At 60.0% G+C, this 15,702-nt stretch carries 19 protein-coding genes; 5 read left to right on the top strand and 14 right to left on the bottom strand.

The genetic code is table 11. The annotated features are described in order from the left end of the window. Positions 1-3: 3 nt before the first annotated feature. Positions 4-1,104 (bottom strand): efflux RND transporter periplasmic adaptor subunit, encoded by a 1,101-nt coding sequence (locus CQ009_RS15590; protein WP_105707308.1) that lies wholly within the window; start codon positions 1,102-1,104, stop codon positions 4-6. Between the two features lie 94 nt (positions 1,105-1,198). Between CQ009_RS15590 and CQ009_RS15585 the strand changes: the two genes are divergently transcribed. Continuing rightward, entirely contained in the window at positions 1,199-1,834 is a 636-nt protein-coding gene (locus CQ009_RS15585; protein WP_105707305.1) for a TetR/AcrR family transcriptional regulator, read from the top strand. 115 nt (positions 1,835-1,949) lie between these two features. Here CQ009_RS15585 and CQ009_RS15580 read toward each other — a convergent pair whose 3' ends face one another. Beyond that, entirely contained in the window at positions 1,950-2,732 is a 783-nt protein-coding gene (locus CQ009_RS15580; protein ID WP_105707531.1) for a class I SAM-dependent methyltransferase, read from the bottom strand. A 92-nt stretch (positions 2,733-2,824) separates the two neighbouring features. Between CQ009_RS15580 and CQ009_RS15575 the strand changes: the two genes are divergently transcribed. Then, positions 2,825-3,445, top strand: coding sequence for an energy transducer TonB (locus CQ009_RS15575; RefSeq protein ID WP_105707303.1), 621 nt, complete (start codon positions 2,825-2,827; stop codon positions 3,443-3,445). Positions 3,446-3,448: 3 nt separating this feature from the next. Here CQ009_RS15575 and CQ009_RS15570 read toward each other — a convergent pair whose 3' ends face one another. From CQ009_RS15570 to ppc, 8 genes are all read right to left on the bottom strand, one after another. Then, a complete protein-coding gene (locus tag CQ009_RS15570; protein ID WP_064393212.1) occupies positions 3,449-4,141 on the bottom strand; it encodes an extensin family protein in 693 nt (230 codons plus the stop codon). A gap of 2 nt (positions 4,142-4,143) precedes the next feature. Continuing rightward, positions 4,144-4,965: an oxaloacetate decarboxylase gene (locus CQ009_RS15565; protein WP_105707301.1), complete on the bottom strand. Its 822-nt coding sequence runs from the start codon at positions 4,963-4,965 to the stop codon at positions 4,144-4,146. Positions 4,966-4,997: 32 nt separating this feature from the next. Further along, the gene (locus CQ009_RS15560) at positions 4,998-5,858 is read right to left on the bottom strand and encodes a DUF72 domain-containing protein (RefSeq protein ID WP_105707299.1); all 861 of its coding nucleotides are present in this window, start codon (positions 5,856-5,858) and stop codon (positions 4,998-5,000) included. Then, positions 5,858-6,166, bottom strand: coding sequence for a hypothetical protein (locus tag CQ009_RS15555; protein ID WP_064393215.1), 309 nt, complete (start codon positions 6,164-6,166; stop codon positions 5,858-5,860). Before CQ009_RS15555 ends, CQ009_RS15560 begins: the two co-directional genes overlap by 1 nt. A 216-nt stretch (positions 6,167-6,382) precedes the next feature. Next, a complete protein-coding gene (gene tsaB, locus CQ009_RS15550) occupies positions 6,383-7,057 on the bottom strand; it encodes a tRNA (adenosine(37)-N6)-threonylcarbamoyltransferase complex dimerization subunit type 1 TsaB (RefSeq protein ID WP_064393216.1) in 675 nt (224 codons plus the stop codon). A gap of 93 nt (positions 7,058-7,150) precedes the next feature. After that, entirely contained in the window at positions 7,151-7,801 is a 651-nt protein-coding gene (gene adk, locus CQ009_RS15545; RefSeq protein WP_105707297.1) for an adenylate kinase, read from the bottom strand. Then, positions 7,801-8,091 (bottom strand): hypothetical protein, encoded by a 291-nt coding sequence (locus CQ009_RS15540; RefSeq protein WP_146117544.1) that lies wholly within the window; start codon positions 8,089-8,091, stop codon positions 7,801-7,803. Before CQ009_RS15540 ends, adk begins: the two co-directional genes overlap by 1 nt. A 10-nt stretch (positions 8,092-8,101) precedes the next feature. After that, a complete protein-coding gene (gene ppc / locus CQ009_RS15535; protein WP_105707295.1) occupies positions 8,102-10,732 on the bottom strand; it encodes a phosphoenolpyruvate carboxylase in 2,631 nt (876 codons plus the stop codon). A gap of 213 nt (positions 10,733-10,945) precedes the next feature. Here ppc and CQ009_RS15530 point away from each other — a divergent pair, with 213 nt between their 5' ends. Continuing rightward, complete coding sequence (locus tag CQ009_RS15530; protein WP_064393219.1) at positions 10,946-11,290, top strand: hypothetical protein; 345 nt, start codon at positions 10,946-10,948, stop codon at positions 11,288-11,290. Between the two features lie 50 nt (positions 11,291-11,340). Here CQ009_RS15530 and CQ009_RS29945 read toward each other — a convergent pair whose 3' ends face one another. Then, positions 11,341-11,685 carry a hypothetical protein gene (locus tag CQ009_RS29945; protein ID WP_177430961.1) on the bottom strand — a complete coding sequence of 115 codons (345 nt, stop codon included), beginning with the start codon at positions 11,683-11,685 and terminating at the stop codon, positions 11,341-11,343. On the opposite strand from CQ009_RS29945, the gene CQ009_RS15525 reads away from it, so the two are divergent. Together CQ009_RS15525 and CQ009_RS15520 are read left to right on the top strand one after the other, a co-directional pair. Continuing rightward, positions 11,669-12,073 carry a DUF4398 domain-containing protein gene (locus CQ009_RS15525; protein WP_034154861.1) on the top strand — a complete coding sequence of 135 codons (405 nt, stop codon included), beginning with the start codon at positions 11,669-11,671 and terminating at the stop codon, positions 12,071-12,073. The genes CQ009_RS29945 and CQ009_RS15525 overlap by 17 nt on opposite strands. 54 nt (positions 12,074-12,127) lie before the next feature. Next, entirely contained in the window at positions 12,128-12,916 is a 789-nt protein-coding gene (locus CQ009_RS15520) for an OmpA family protein (RefSeq protein ID WP_064393220.1), read from the top strand. A 137-nt stretch (positions 12,917-13,053) separates the two neighbouring features. Here CQ009_RS15520 and CQ009_RS15515 read toward each other — a convergent pair whose 3' ends face one another. From CQ009_RS15515 to CQ009_RS15505, 3 genes are all read right to left on the bottom strand, one after another. Then, positions 13,054-13,383 (bottom strand): hypothetical protein, encoded by a 330-nt coding sequence (locus CQ009_RS15515; RefSeq protein ID WP_064393221.1) that lies wholly within the window; start codon positions 13,381-13,383, stop codon positions 13,054-13,056. Continuing rightward, positions 13,380-14,285 (bottom strand): alpha/beta hydrolase, encoded by a 906-nt coding sequence (locus tag CQ009_RS15510; RefSeq protein ID WP_105707293.1) that lies wholly within the window; start codon positions 14,283-14,285, stop codon positions 13,380-13,382. The genes CQ009_RS15515 and CQ009_RS15510 overlap by 4 nt, the downstream gene beginning before the upstream one ends. Positions 14,286-14,432: 147 nt before the next feature. Next, entirely contained in the window at positions 14,433-15,683 is a 1,251-nt protein-coding gene (locus CQ009_RS15505) for a flavohemoglobin expression-modulating QEGLA motif protein (protein WP_177330993.1), read from the bottom strand. Positions 15,684-15,702 lie beyond the last annotated feature (19 nt).

The raw sequence follows: 15,702 nt of genomic DNA, 5'->3' as shown, positions 1-15,702 counted from the left end.
GACTTACTCCTTGTCCGCCAGATTGACCACACGGTTGGAGCGATCCACCGGACGCACCTGCTGCCCTTCGAGCAACACATGCACGCCCGCGGCTACCACCCAGTCACTGGCGTTCAAACCTTCGAGCACCGGCACGCTTTTCTCACCGAACGGGCCGATGCGCACCGGGGTTTTCTTCAGGGTGTTGTTGCCGTTGACCACCCAGACGTAGGTTGCACCGTTTTCCGCCGTGAGTGCCGAAAGCGGCACCGACAGGGAAACGCTGTCAGCCGATTGCACAAACACACGAGCGCTCTGGCCCAGTTCGGCCGGGACTTTGCCGCCGGTGAAGGAAATACGCGCCGCAAAGGTGCGTGAGCGTGGATCGGCAGCGGGCGACAATTCGCGGATCTTCCCGGCGAAGCGCTGGTTTTGCTGGGTCCACAATTCGACTGTCACCGGCTGACCGACCTTGAAGCGGCCGAAGCTCTGCTCCGGCAGGCTGATCAGCACTTCGCGCTCGCCATCGGTGGCGAGGGTAAACACGGTTTGCCCGGCGGCGACGACCTGCCCCACCTCGACCGAACGTTTGGCCACCACGCCATCCTGCGGCGCACGCAGCACCGCGTAACTGGCCTGATTGGTCGATACGTTGAATTCGGCTTTGATTTGTTTAAGGCGGGCTTCACCGGAACGGTAAAGGTTTTCGGCGTTGTCATAGGCCGAGCGGCTGACCATCTGCCGATCCATCAGGGTCTTGTAGCGATCACGTTCGGCGCGGACCAGATTGAGATTGGCTTCGGCGGCGGCGACTTGCGCACGGGTGGCTTCCAGTTGCAGGCGCACATCCTGCGGGTCGAGTTCGGCGAGCGGTTGATCGGCCTTTACACGCTGACCTTCATCGACCAGTCGTCGGCTGACTTTGCCGCCAATGCGGAAAGCCAGATCGGGTTCGTAACGGGCACGCACTTCGCCCGGATAACTTTCCATCGCCTGCGCCGAAGGCTCTGGCTGCACCACCATGGCCGGTCGCACGGTGACTTGCGTCGCCTCTTCCTGACCACACGCTGACAAAAGGAACGCCAGACTTACTGGCAACGCGAGGGACAACGCATGGCGGAACATGGTGACGGACCTTTCGCTAATGGTGCTTGGAATAATTATACTGGCGGGTATGTTATTAATAGCAAACTCACCAGTCCAGTATTAAAAGCGAAGAATGTCGAACAATCTTTCAGCTCCAAACGGTCCGGGCCGTCCCAAGGATCTGGCCAAGCGCCAGGCGATCCTCGAGGCGGCGAAAATTCTGTTTCTGAGTCATGGCTATGCCAACACCAGCATGGACGCGGTCGCCAGCGAAGCCGGCGTGTCGAAGCTGACGGTCTACAGCCATTTCAACGACAAGGAGACGCTGTTCTCCGCCGCCGTGGTGGCCAAATGCGAGGAGCAGTTACCGCCGCTGTTCTTCGAATTGCCCGAAGGCATTGCCGTGGAAAATGTGTTGCTGAACATTGCCCGGGGCTTTCATCAGCTGATCAACAGCGATGAGTCGGTGAATCTGCACCGTTTGATCATGGCGTTGGGGGTTCAGGATCCGAAACTGTCGCTGATCTTCTTCGAGGCGGGGCCGCAGCGCATGGTGCAGGGCATGGAGCGGTTGCTGACGCAGATCCATGACAGCGGCGTGCTGAGCATCGACCTGCCGCGCAATGCAGCCGAGCATTTCTTTTGCCTGATCAAGGGCGCGGGGAATTTTCGGCTGTTGTATGGGTGTGGGGAGCCGTTGAGCGAAGAGGCTGCGCAGAGCCATATTGAGGAAGTGGTGGGGTTGTTTATGCGCGCCTACAAACCTTAGCTTTTGTGCTGTTTGGGCTGGCCCTATCGCGAGCAGGCTCATTCCTACAGTGGATTTGTGTGCACCACAGATCAATTGTAGGAGTGAGCCTGCTCGCGATAGGGGCGACGCGGTTTTAAGGCTTGAGCGCTTTCTTCGGGTAGATATCGTATCGACTCGATTTGCCATCCAGCGCATGACTCGGCTTCGGCCCCGCAATACACGGCGCCTTGCGCGGGCGCTTGACCACCACCCGGTGCGTCGCCAGCGCCAACGCGGCTTCGAGCAGCGCCGGCGCATCCGGATCATCACCCACTAACGGCCGGAACAGGCGCATTTCCTTCTTCACCAGCGCAGTCTTCTCCCGGTGCGGAAACATCGGGTCGAGGTAGATCACCTGCGGCGGTTCACCCTCCCAGTTCTGCATGACCTCAATGGAATTGCCCTTGAGCAATTTCATCCGCGCCACGATCGGCGCGACATCGAAATCTTCTGCGCCGCGCGCCAGACCATCTTCCAGCAAGGCGCCAATCAGCGGCTGGCGCTCGATCAGGCTCATCTCGCAACCCAGGCTCGCCAGCACAAACGCATCCTTGCCCAGCCCCGCCGTGGCATCCAGCACGCGTGGGCGCACGCCTTGGGCAATGCCGACAGCCTTGGCGATCATCTGCCCGCTGCCGCCACCGTACAAACGCCGATGCGCCGCGCCGCCTTCAACGAAGTCAACGCGCACCGGCCCCGGTGCATCCGGGCCGAGCTGTTGCAGCTGCAAACCCTGCTCGCCGACCTGCAAGGCAAACTCGCCGTCCGCGACTTGCAGCGGCAAGCCGAGACGCTCGGCCCACTGTTCGGCTTGCGCTTCAAACGTCGGGCCGAGGGCCTGAACATGGATGCGGCAGGCCGCGGGTTGCTCAATCATGGAAAACACGCTCAAAAATTCAAGGAGCGGCAAAAACCGCCGATAACTCATTCAACGCGCATTTTGCCAGAGCTGAGCGTCAACCGAAAAAAATGTCAGGCATTCTTCCCACATCGATTGGCTACATCTCGCCCCATGGCGACTTTAGCCGTCAAAACACTCAAGCACTGAGCGGCGTCAGTCACCTGTGGCAGGATTTCTTCGCCCAGGCGCTGGCTGAACAGTCGAGTGAAGTGGTGCCAGCCTGCGGCACATTTCCACCGGTTGACCTGAACAGCCCGGAAGAACCGACTGTCGGCAGCGAGCTGCACGCGCATATCGTCAGCCAGCGCGAATGCGATGTGGTCGAGACCGAAGTACGCCCGCCAGAGCCGCTGTTCCTGCCGATGGCCGAATTCGAAATGGAACTGCTGGACAAGCCGTTCCCGGCGTTTGCGCCTGAAGAACTCAAAGCTCAGCAAGAGCAACAGGATTTCGACAGCAGCTGGGTTCGTCCGGTCGTGATCAACAATGGTCACCCGACCCCAGAGCCAGGCCCTGCGCCGCAGAAGAAGCCACTGTACCTGCCGATTGCCGAGTTCGATCTGGATCTGCTGCAAAAGCCTTTCCCGCCGTTCCCTGCGGAAGAAATCGTCGAGCAACAGAAAGCTCTGGACTTCGATAACGGCTGGGCTCGTCCGATCGTTCTGCAGAACCTGCGCCTCGCCGCTTAACCTTCAGCGACACACGCTCCAGCGTCCGACATCGACATGAAAGTGATTGCGATGGGCGGCGTTGTAATCCGGACTCAAGACCACACTGAACGCATCGCAGGCGCCGTCACGCACCTTGCGCAAAAACTGCGCGTCCTGATTTTGCTTCGGCCAGTCCTTGAGCACGCTGATGCTGCGCCCGTCGGCCAGACGAAAACCGGCAATATCCAGCGCATCGGCGCTGGCGTGGCGGCTTAGCGCTCCGCTTTCGCGGTTGTAGACATTACGGCATGCGAAACTGCCAAGATGATCGACACGCGCGACCTTTTGCCCGTAAACAGATTGCGCGGCGGGTTGCAACGTGTGGTGTTCGAACATCGCGTAGGCCACCGCCAGCGGACAACTGGCGAGGAAGCTGCTGCTGAGCGCCACCTCACCGCCCTGCACGCGCAAGGCGCCGATCAGCGGGCACTTGGCACCCGGGCTGGCGGATTGTTGCGTAACGCGAAGGTCAGAGCTGCTCAATGCCTGGGCGCAGAGTTCAGGGTCACTGCGCAAGCGCATCAGCTTGTAGCCGGTCAGCCAGTTGGGCGCGGCTTTGACGTCCAGTGGCGCCCAAGGATTCCATTGCGACGGGACCTCGAGCCAACCGCGCCAGACACTGACCGCAGCGCCGCCAATCATCAGCAGCACCAGCCAGAAAATCCATCGCCCCATGCTCAGCCTTTGAAAAACTGATTGGCCTTGGCGTACGGCATCGACTGCGAGGTAAAGCCGAACGTGCCGGAGCGCTGGATTTCTTCAGCGGCGCGGAAGAATTCACCGAACGCCGCCAGCGCCAGTGCCGATCCGGTGCTGACGCGGCGCACGCCCATTTCTGCCAGCTCCTGCACGGTCAGCTTCAAGCCGCCGGACATCAACACATTCACCGGTTTCGGCGCAACCGCACGCACCACCGCCAACACTTCTTCGGCGCTGCGCAAACCCGGCGCGTACAGCACATCGGCGCCAACCTCGGCGAAAGCCTGCAAGCGGCGGATGGTGTCGTTGATATCGGGATTGCCGTGCAGATAGTTTTCCGCGCGCGCCGTCAGGATGAAGGGGAATGGCAACGTGCGCACGGCGGCGACGGCGGCTTCGATGCGCGCCACGGCATGTTCGAAGCAATAGATCGGCGCATCCGGGCGTCCCGTCGCGTCTTCGATCGAACCACCGACTGCGCCCGCCTCGGCTGCACGAATCAGGCTTTGAGCGGACTCGGTCGGGTCATCAGAAAAGCCGTTTTCCAGATCCACCGCCACCGGTAAATCGGTCGCAGCGACAATCGCGCGGACATTGTCCAGAGTCTCATCCAGACTCAACGCACCATCGGCCTTGCCCTGGGAAAACGCATAACCGGCGCTGGTCGTCGCCAAGGCCTGATAGCCGAGGTTGGCGAGCATCTTCGCCGAGCCCGCATCCCAGGGATTGGGGATGACGAAAATCTCCGGACGCTCATGCAGCGCTTTGAAGGCGTGGGCTCTAACGGTTTGCGCGTCCATCGGCAGGCTCCGGGGCAGGAAAAAAAACCGCCTCAGAGCAGGCCAAGTTGCTCGGCGGCGGGTTCTCTGTATAGCTCAGGCAGCGCTGGCAAGCCAGGCAAACGTTGCATCAATTTTGCGTGAAAACGTTGCGCCAGCTTGGCCGCCAACAGGTTGTCGGCGGTGTGCAGGAAGATGTACGGCGTGCGCCCCTCCTCGATCCACTCGGCGATTTTCGCCACCCATGGCACGAGGAAAGTGTCGTTGGCTTCAAGCTCGGGATGGCCGATGAAGCGCACTTGCGGCAATTGCGTGAACGCCGCCGGACGCGTCGGCACTCGGGGCTTTTTCGATTGCGCGTGGATCACCGAAGACTCGGTCGACAGGCAGCTGAACAATGCCCGCGGGTCGAGGCAAATTCGCTCGACACCACGATCCAGCAACAGCCGATTGAGCAAGCGTTCGCTCTCACCCTTGGCGAAGAACTGTTCATGCCGTACTTCCACCGCCAGTGGGCAATCCAGCGCATCGATGAACGCAGCCAGTTCAGGCAGCCGATGCGGCGTGAAACTTTTCGACAACTGCAGCCACAGCGGCGAAACACGCTGGCCGAGTGGCTTGAGTAATTGCAGAAAGGTTTCGGCGGCGGTCAGTTGATCGCGCAGGTCGCCACTGTGGCTGATGTCGCCGGGGAATTTGGCGGTGAAACGAAAGTGTTCGGGCATGACCTCAGCCCAACGCTGCACGGTAGCGGGCGACGGGCTGGCGTAGAAAGTCGTGTTGCCTTCGACAGCGTTGAATACTTGCGCATAAAGACCGAGGAAGTCAGAGGTCTTGGCGTCTACCGGGTACAGATACTCGCGCCAGGCGTTTTCGCTCCAGGACGGACAACCGAGGTAGTAAGGCAGATCCATCAGATGTACAGATCAAGGCCCAGCACGTCCGCATCCCAATCGACAAAACCGGCGGTACTCAGGTAGCTGGCGAGGGCCATGGCTACGCTCTTTTTCATCGCACGGTGGTAGATCATGTCTTGCTGACGGGCAGGCAGATTGGCGAGGCGTTGTGCGGAGGCTTTGGCAGCACGGGCGGCCATTTGCTCTTCAGTCGGGAATTCCAGCTCGCCATCGATATCGTCGACGGATTCATCCAGCGCCGCATTGCCTTTGCGAGGCTTGCGCTTGATGGGGTAAGACTGAGAGGAAAGGCCGTCTATACGCATAATTTCATGCTCGGTATCGATGATGGCAATTTAGCGGCACCTGACCGACTTAGCAAATCGCCGAGTGATAACTAGAACACATAAAGCGCAAAAGGTTTAAAACCGGAGGGTGGAAACTGACGATTGGTGTTTTGAAAATCAAAAGATCGCAGCCTGCGGCAGCTCCGACATGTGTACCTGTGTAGGAGCTGCCGCAGGCTGCGATCTTTTAAAGGCTCAGCGAGCTTTGGGGGTGGCGACTTTGTCGCGCAGGTAAACCGGTTGCGCATCATCCGCCGGGATCGATTCGCCGCGTTCCCAGGCGAAGCGCGCCAGGGTCAACAGGTCTTCGGCGTGCGGCAGCATGCCGGCGTCGGAGCCGGTCAGTTGGACGGCGATGCGCTCGGCATAACCCCAACCGGTGCCGGCACCGAACCACTCGCCACTGGCATCCGCTGGCAACGCCGCCGCTTCCGGCGGCAACACCGCTTCGGCACCCACAAGACGCATCTCCCCTGCGGTCTCGCGATAGCAGCCCCAATACACTTCATCCATCCGTGCATCGATGGCCGCCGCGACCTGGCTCACGCCATGCTCACGCAACGCCCGCTGCGCCAGCACCGCCAGGTTGGACACCGGCAACACCGGGCGCTCCAGCGCAAACGCCAGCCCCTGCACCACACCAATGGCAATCCGCACGCCGGTAAACGCGCCAGGCCCGCGACCGAAGGCAATCGCGTCGACCGCTTGCAACGTCGTGCCAGCGTCGGCCAGCAATTGCTGGATCATCGGCAGCAGCTTCTGCGCGTGCAGGCGCGGGATCACCTCGTAATGGCTCGTGACCTTGCCGTCATGCAGCAAGGCAACGGAGCAAGCTTCAGTCGCGGTGTCCAGGGCCAGCAAGGTGCTCATCGATGTTTCCAAAACAGGGGTGGGAAAAAGTGCGTCAGTATAAACAACTACGGCCCGCAAGCGGGCCGTGGATGATGCAGCCGATCAGACTTTTCAGCTCAGCGCGGCCAGCACCTTGGCGGTGATCGCATCAACCGAACCAACGCCCGGAATGTGGCTGTACTTCGGCTTGCCAGCGTTCTTGGCGGACAGGCTCTGGTAGAACTCCACCAGCGGCTTGGTCTGCGAGTGGTAGACCGACAGGCGATGACGCACGGTTTCTTCTGTGTCGTCCTTGCGCTGTACCAGCTCTTCGCCGGTGATGTCGTCTTTGCCGGCGATTTTCGGCGGGTTGTAGACGATGTGGTAAACGCGGCCGCTGGCTTCGTGAACACGACGGCCGGCGATGCGTTGAACGATTTCTTCGTCTTCAACAGCGATCTCAACCACTGCATCCAGCTCAACGCCGGCAGTGACCAGTGCTTCAGCCTGCGGAATGGTGCGCGGGAAGCCGTCGAACAGGAAGCCGTTGCCGCAGTCTGGCTGAGCGATACGGTCCTGAACCAGTGCGATGATCAGGTCATCCGACACCAGGCCGCCGGCATCCATGATGCTCTTGGCTTGCACGCCCAGCGGAGTACCGGCCTTGACCGCTGCACGCAGCATGTCGCCAGTGGAAATTTGTGGAATGCCGAATTTTTCGGTGATGAACTTTGCCTGAGTACCTTTACCGGCCCCGGGAGCTCCCAGCAGAATGACGCGCATTAGATGTGCTCCTCAATTTTTTTATAAAAAGCTTTTACAAAACAAAGGATTCGCCTCTTGGGACGAATCCTGAAAATACGGGTCGTGGCCGCAGAAACGGCCAAAGGCTGATCAAGATACACAGCAGGCTGCGCCCACACAAGACGCCAAAAGTCGGAGAAACCGACGGCCCCCGCGACCTTGCGACGCGGTAACCCAAGTCGCAACCCCATCATTAACTGTCGCCTGACGGCACTTTCGCCTGTCAGGCCAAGCGGCAACCGATGCATGTTGCCGGTGCCGCGCGCCACGCCAAAAACCTTAGCCGGTATTGCGCAAACCGGCGGCAATCCCCGCCACAGACACCAGCAACGCCTGTTCCACCGGGCTGCCCTGCTCGACATCCTGTTGCCGCGAACGGGCCAGCAACTCGGCCTGCAATAGATGTAGCGGGTCGAGGTAAGTGTTGCGCAGACGGATGAATTCGAGGGTGTCCGGGCTATGCGCCAGCAGCTGCGACTGACCGGTCAGGCCGAGCACTACCGCGCACGCCTGCGACAATAGGTCGCGTAACTGCGCGCCCAACGGCAGCAGATCCGGCTCGACCAGACGCTCGTCGTAGGACAACGCAATGTCGGCGTCGGCCTTGGCCAGCACCATTTCCAGCATGTCGATACGGGTGCGGAAGAACGGCCACTGCTCGCGCATCTGCCCGAGCAACTCGCCTTCGCCACGCTCCAGCGCTTTGCTCAACGCCGATTCCCAACCGAGCCACGCTGGCAACATCAAGCGCGTTTGTGTCCAGCCGAAGATCCACGGGATCGCCCGCAGGCTTTCGATGCCGCCGGCACGGCGTTTGGCCGGACGACTGCCGAGCGGCAAACGCCCCAGTTCCTGCTCCGGTGTGGACTGGCGGAAATACTCGACGAACTGCGGATTTTCCCGCACCACCTGACGGTAAGCACTGACACCGTCAGCCGCCAATTCGTCCATCAAATGGCGCCATTCAGGTGTTGGCGGCGGCGGTGGCAGCAGCGTTGCTTCAAGCACCGCCGCCAGATACAGATTGAGGTTTTGCTCGGCGATGTCCGGCAGGCCGAATTTGAATCGAATCATTTCCCCCTGCTCGGTGGTGCGGAAACGCCCCGCCACCGAACCCGGTGGCTGCGACAGAATCGCCGCATGCGCCGGACCACCGCCACGTCCGACGGTGCCCCCGCGACCGTGGAACAACAGCAATTCAACTTGCTGTTCGCGACAGATCTCCACCAGGCGTTCCTGCGCACGGTATTGCGCCCAGGCCGCCGCCGTGGTGCCGGCGTCCTTGGCCGAGTCGGAGTAGCCGATCATCACTTCCTGCGGGCCTTGCAGCCGTGCGCGATAGCCCGGCAGCAGCAATAGCCGCTCCATCACCGGCCCGGCATTGTCGAGGTCGGCGAGGGTTTCGAACAGCGGTACTACACGCATCGGCCGCAGCACGCCGGACTCTTTGAGCAGCAGTTGCACGGCGAGCACATCGGAGGCGGCGCCGGCCATGGAGATCACGTAGGAACCGAGCGAAGCGCCCGGTGCGGCGGCGATTTCCTTGCAGGTGTTGAGCACTTCTGCGGTGTCGGCTGATGGCTTGAAATGCGCTGGCAGCAAAGGCCGACGATTGCTCAGTTCGCGGGTCAGGAAAGTGATGCGCTGTTCTTCATCCCAATCTTCATAGCGACCGAGACCGAGGTAATCGGTGATTTCGGTCATCGCCGAGCTGTGTCGCGACGAATCCTGGCGTACATCGAGACGCACGAGGAACAAGCCGAAGGTCACCGCCCGACGCAGGCAATCGAGCAGCGGGCCGTCGGCGATCACGCCCATGCCGCATTCGTGCAGCGAGTTGAAGCACAGCTCCAGCGGATCGAGCAGATCGCGGTTGTTGTGCAGCACATCGGCCGGCGCAGGCGTTGGCGCGGTCAGTGCGGCGTGTGCCCAGTTGCGCGTCGCACGCAGGCGTTCGCGCAGTTGCTTAAGGACTGCGCGGTACGGTTCGGCGCTGTCGCCAGCCTTGGCTTTCAACGCATCGCTGGCTTGCTGCATCGACAACTCGGCAGCCAAATGATCGACATCACGCAGGTACAAATCGGCGGCCATCCAACGCGCCAGCAGTAACACTTCGCGGGTTACCGCAGCGGTTACGTTGGGGTTGCCGTCACGGTCGCCGCCCATCCACGACGCGAAGCGAATCGGCGCCGCCTCCAACGGCAAGCGCAGGCCGGTCGCTTCATGCAAAGCCTTGTCGGCCTTGCGCATATGGTTGGGGATCGCTTGCCACAGCGAATGTTCGATCACCGCGAAACCCCACTTGGCTTCATCGACCGGTGTCGGGCGCGTGCGGCGGATTTCTTCGGTGTGCCAGGCTTCGGCGATCAGCCGCTGCAGGGTGTTCTGGATCTGTTCGCGTTCGGCTGTGGTCAGGTCGCGATGATCTTGCGCGGCGAGTTGCCCGGCGATGGCGTCGTACTTCTGGATCAGCGTGCGTCGCGCGACTTCGGTGGGGTGCGCGGTCAGCACCAGCTCGATTTCCAGCCGTGACAGTTGACGTGCCAGCGACTCGGCGCTGTGACCTTCGTTGCGCAAACGCGCAAGCAATTCCGGCAACACGCGGGATTCGAACGGCGCCGGCTGCGATTCTTCGCGCCGATGGATCAACTGATACTGCTCGGCGATATTCGCCAGGTTGAGAAACTGGTTGAACGCCCGCGCCACGGGGAGCAATTCGTCCTCGCTCAATTGATCGAGGCTGGCGCTCAGTTCAGCGTCCATCGAGCCACGCCGGTCGGCCTTGGCGCCCTTGCGAATCTGCTCGATCTTGTCGAGAAACGCCTCGCCGTACTGATCTCGAATGGTGTTGCCCAACAGCTCTCCGAGCAGGTGAACGTCTTCGCGCAAGCGTGCATCAATATCGGTCATCAGCAATTCCCCAGCAGTAATCCGGACGGCTTAGAAACGAGTGCATGACCTAGAGAGTGCCGCTCTACGACGCTTCTTACAAGCATCCGACCAAGGGACTTTAAACCTTGTGGGTGAAAGCTAGTCTCAACAGTAAGCCGTACAACGGCTTGCCGCCGGCGCTGCCGGACACTCACCCAGGCCTGCCAAGAGCAGGCGCGAAATGAGGTCATCATGAAAATTCGTGAACTCGCCCAGCATTGGGAAGAAAACGCCAAGGGTCGCCTGACCGACACTGGCTACACGATTCATCTGGACGTTGAAGCCGCTGCGCGTCTGGCAGCGATTGCCGAGATGTACCCCAAACGGCATGCCGAAGAGCTGCTCGGCGAATTGATCGGCGCAGCCCTTGAAGAGTTTGAAGCGAGCTTGCCGTATGTGAAGGGATCGACGGTGGTAGCGACCGATGAGGAAGGTGATCCGTTGTATGAGGATGTCGGGCCTACGCCACGGTTTCTGGCGTTGTCGCGCCGGCACTTGCATGACCTCTCGGCTGTTGAAGGCAAGCCAAAACACTGACACAACACACATCAAACTGTAGGAGTGAGCCTGCTCGCGATGGTGGTTTTTCATTCAACATTTTTGTTGTCTGATACGACGCCATCGCGAGCAGGCTCACTCCTACAGGGATCGTATTTCAAGCTGAAAATCGATGTGTTTTTGGCGTCGTAAATCCCCGCGCGTACCGCTTCATCCCGCCAAAGTTCCCGCTCTAGAGCCTTGTCCATTCGGTCAAAAAATATTTTGGCGATAGGCCATCTTTTCTGAACTTTTGAAAAACGCCTCCGGTCGGAAGCTGTAACCACGCCTGGAACGAGCGTTTCAAATAACGCACTTGGATACGACATTTTCGGCTCCTCGACCAGGATGGATTCAGATGTTTTCAGGAGATGCCCAATGGAGTTGAAGACCATGAAAAACCAAACCTCGTTTACCCACCTGCGCGGTCTGAAACTGGCGGCTCTGGCCATCGGCACCAGCTTCGTACTGGCCGGTTGCGCCGGTAACCCACCGACCGAGCAATACGCCGTGACTCAATCGGCAGTGAACAGCGCGGTCAGCGCCGGCGGTACCGAATTCGCTGCCGTTGAGATGAAGCAGGCGCAGGACAAACTGAAACAAGCCGAAATCGCCATGCATGACAAGAAGTATGACGAAGCGCGCACTCTGTCCGAGCAAGCCGAGTGGGACGCTCGCGTAGCCGAACGCAAGGCTCAGGCCGCAAAAGCCGAACAGGCTGTGAAGGATTCCCAGAAAGGTGTTCAGGAACTGCGTCAGGAAAGTCAGCGCACCGTGCAGTAAGCGCGCATCCCGATGGCAACGCTGAAACTTTATCGATAGAAAGGACGAAAAATTATGCGTAAGCAACTGATGATTCCAGCTCTTCTGGCCGCAAGTGTCGCTCTGGCTGCCTGCTCGACTCCACCTAACCCGAATCTGGAACAGGCACGCACCAACTACGCCGGCCTGCAAGCCAACCCGCAAGCGAGCAAAGTCGCGGCGCTGGAAACCAAAGACGCCAGTGATTACCTCGACAAGGCCGACAAGGCTTATCTGGACAAGCAAGACGCAGCCAAGGTCGACCAACTGGCCTACCTGACCAACCAGCGCGTGGAAGTGGCCAAGCAGACCATCGCCCTGCGCACCGCTGAAAACAATCTGAAGAACGCTGCAGCCCAACGTGCCCAGGCGCGTCTGGATGCGCGTGATCAGCAGATCAAACAGCTGCAGGACAGCCTGAACGCCAAGCAGACCGATCGCGGTACGCTGGTGACCTTCGGCGACGTGCTGTTCGCCACCGACCGTGCCGACCTGAAATCCAGCGGTCTGGTCAACATCAACAAACTGGCGCAGTTCCTTCAGGAAAACCCGGATCGCAAAGTGATCGTCGAGGGTTACACCGACAGCACCGGTACTGCGAGCCACAACCAGACTCTGTCTGAACGTCGCGCCAATTCCGTACGTACCGCTCTGGTGAAAATGGGCGTTGATCCCGCGCGCATCGTCGCTCAGGGCTACGGCAAGGAATACCCGGTTGCCGAGAACGGCAGCGTCTCCGGCCGTGCGATGAACCGTCGTGTGGAAGTGACCATTTCCAACGACAACCAGCCGGTTGTGCCACGTTCGGCAGTCAGCTCGAACTAAGCGCCCTGCTGTAGCGCAAAAGCCCCGCTTGAGTGATCAGGCGGGGCTTTTTTAGATCAAAAGATCGCAGCCTTCGGCAGCTCCTACATTGGAATGCGTTTCCTGTAGGTGCTGCCGAAGGCTGCGATCTTTTGCTTTTAAGGCTGGAGTTTTTGCGGGGTCTCTTCACCCATGCAGCGCACGGCTTTTTTCTGCGCGTTGATCAGTACACCGGTCAAACCTTTCTGCTCGGTATCGAACAACACCAGCACGCCATCGATGCACTGCGCCACTTGCGGCGCCGGGTCGAGCGAGACTTTGTAGTCTTCGCCCGGCACGGTCTTGAGCATGGTGAAGTCGTTGAGCAGCAACGCATCCTCGGGTTTGGCGAAATGCAGGTAACCGTAGTACCACAACGCCCCGACGGTGCCGAGGATGCTGCAGATACCGGTGATGATCAGCGGGATGGCGTTACGTTCTTCACTCATTGCGGACTCTCATCTTCAGAATTCGGGGGTGTCGGGAAATTAGGGATTTCGCCGAGGCGGCGCAGGCCGTTGAAATGCTCGGGATCGTCCAGATAGCGCAGCATCACCTGGCGCCACACCGGATCACCGAAGGTCTGCACATGGCCGCCACGGGTCAGTTGCAGCACACGCGGGGGCGGCGCAGCTTGATACAGGCGGATGCCGTTGGAAAGCGGCACCAGCGGATCGTCAATGCTGTGAAAGATCAGCTTCGGCACGCCGTTGAGCTGCGGCATCGAATGGATTGCGCTGTCACTGTCCGGCACCAGCCACGACAGTGGCACCTGGAACGGCCAGGTCAGCCACGAGGTGCTGAGCGCGTATTGGCCGACGCTGCGATAGCTGGCGGGTACACCATCGAGCACCAAGGCCTTGAGCTGTTTCTGCCGCTCTGGATGCTGCACCAGCCAATGCACGGCCATCGAACCGCCGAGGCTCTGACCGAGCAGAATCAGCGGCTTGCCTTTGACATCCGGCGCCTTGTCGAGCCAGGCGAACGCGGCGTCGATGTCCTGATAGATCGCCGGCAAACTCGGCTTGCCCTCGGACAGGCCATAACCGCGATAGTCCACCAACAGCACTTGATAGCCGTTTTTTGGCAACCACCAACTGCCGCCGAGATGCATCGGCAGATTGCCGCCGTTACCGTGCAGGTGCAGCACGGTGCCTTTGACCTCGACGCCGGGTTTGGCCGGCAGCCACCAGGCGTTGAGCTTGAGGCCATCCGCCGTGACCAGCGTAACGGTGCGGTATTCGAGCCTGGCTTTTTCCGGGGTGAAGATCTGCCCCGGTTCGGGGTAGAACAACAAAGAGCTGCAACCGCTGAGGGTCAGAAGCAGGCAGATGATGCCGAGGATTCTCATCCGGTGAAACCTCGCAAAAATTCAGGTTCAGATCGTTCCCACGCTCTGCGTGGGAATGCATCCCGTGACGCTCTGCGTCACAGTGGACGCGGAGCGTCCATGGCGGCATTCCCACGCGGAGCGTGGGAACGATCGGTCTGTAGTGGGCTAGAGGATGTTGGAGTAATCCGCTTCGATCCGGTCCAGGCTCAAATGATTGAGGAAATTGGAGAAACACATCCACGCCGACAACGCATTCATGTCGCGGAACTGCTCCGGCAGATACTTAGGCGGCACCACCAACCCTTCATCCACCAATTGACGCAACGTACGCATGTCTTCCAGCGTGGTCTTGCCGCAGAACAACAGCGGGATCTGCTCAAGCTTGCCCTTACGCACGGCCAACTGAATGTAGTTGTAAACCATGATAAAGCCCTTGAGGTAGGACAAGTCTTTGGTGAATGGCAGACCGTTCGGTGTCGATCCACGGAAAACGCGACTGGCGTTGCCGTAGCTTTCCGCCATTTCGAAGCCCTGCTCGCGGAAGAATTCGAATATCTGCAGGAAGTCGGCGCCCTCCTCGACCATATGAATGGCGCGGGTGCGGTTGGTCAGTTTGCGCAGACGGCTTGGGTAGGAAGCAAAGGTGATGATCTCCATCAGGATCGCCAGGCCTTCCTGGGTCACCGTCGAAGATGGCGGGCCTTTGGACAGGAAGGTGCAGATTGGCTGGTTCAGGCCGTTAAGCGTGGTGCCTACGTGCACCAGCCCCTCATGGACTTCCAGCGCACGCACGTCGCGATCGTTGAACATCGCGTCGGTGCGGATCTTGATGTAATCCGCGCCCGCCGCCGCGTCAGCGACGATGCCGTCGGACTCGAACACGCGAATGGTTTCTTCAGCTTCACCGAACACCTTGTTCAGACGGGTCTGCAGCAGATGCACCGCGTCTTTGGCGGTGAGGACTTTTGGCTCATCCTTCAGATCGCCACGGCCATCGATGTTGTTCAAATAGTCGGACATCATCAGGCCGAGGTCAGCCAGGGTCGGGTCACCGGCGTGGAAGGCATCGGACGCGGCGCCGTACAACTCCTGCGAGATCAGGCCGAAATCCTCGGTGCCGCGCGCTTCGAGCATGCGCACCACCATGCGGTATTCCTTGCACATGCGCCGCATGATCTGCCCGACCGGGTTGAACTGGCCGAGCTGGCGGGTGATGTCACGCTCGATGTTCTGGAATTCCAGTTTGACCTTGCTTGAATCGAAACTCAGTGGCCGATTGAGGTAGTAGTCGCGATCCACCGCCGGCATTTCCTTGCCTTTGGCCTTGAGGAAGCCCTTGCGGATGTTCTCGTCCCACTTGACCGCGTCGAGCACACGGATCGGTGTCTGCGCCAGCACAATGCGGTCGGACAACATGCGTATCGTCTGCTGGTAA

The sequence above is a fragment of the Pseudomonas sp. MYb2 genome, from assembly GCF_002979955.1.
GTDB lineage: Bacteria > Pseudomonadota > Gammaproteobacteria > Pseudomonadales > Pseudomonadaceae > Aquipseudomonas.
Note: the sequence above shows the minus strand (reverse complement) of the source record. Positions and strands in the feature narration are given on the sequence as shown.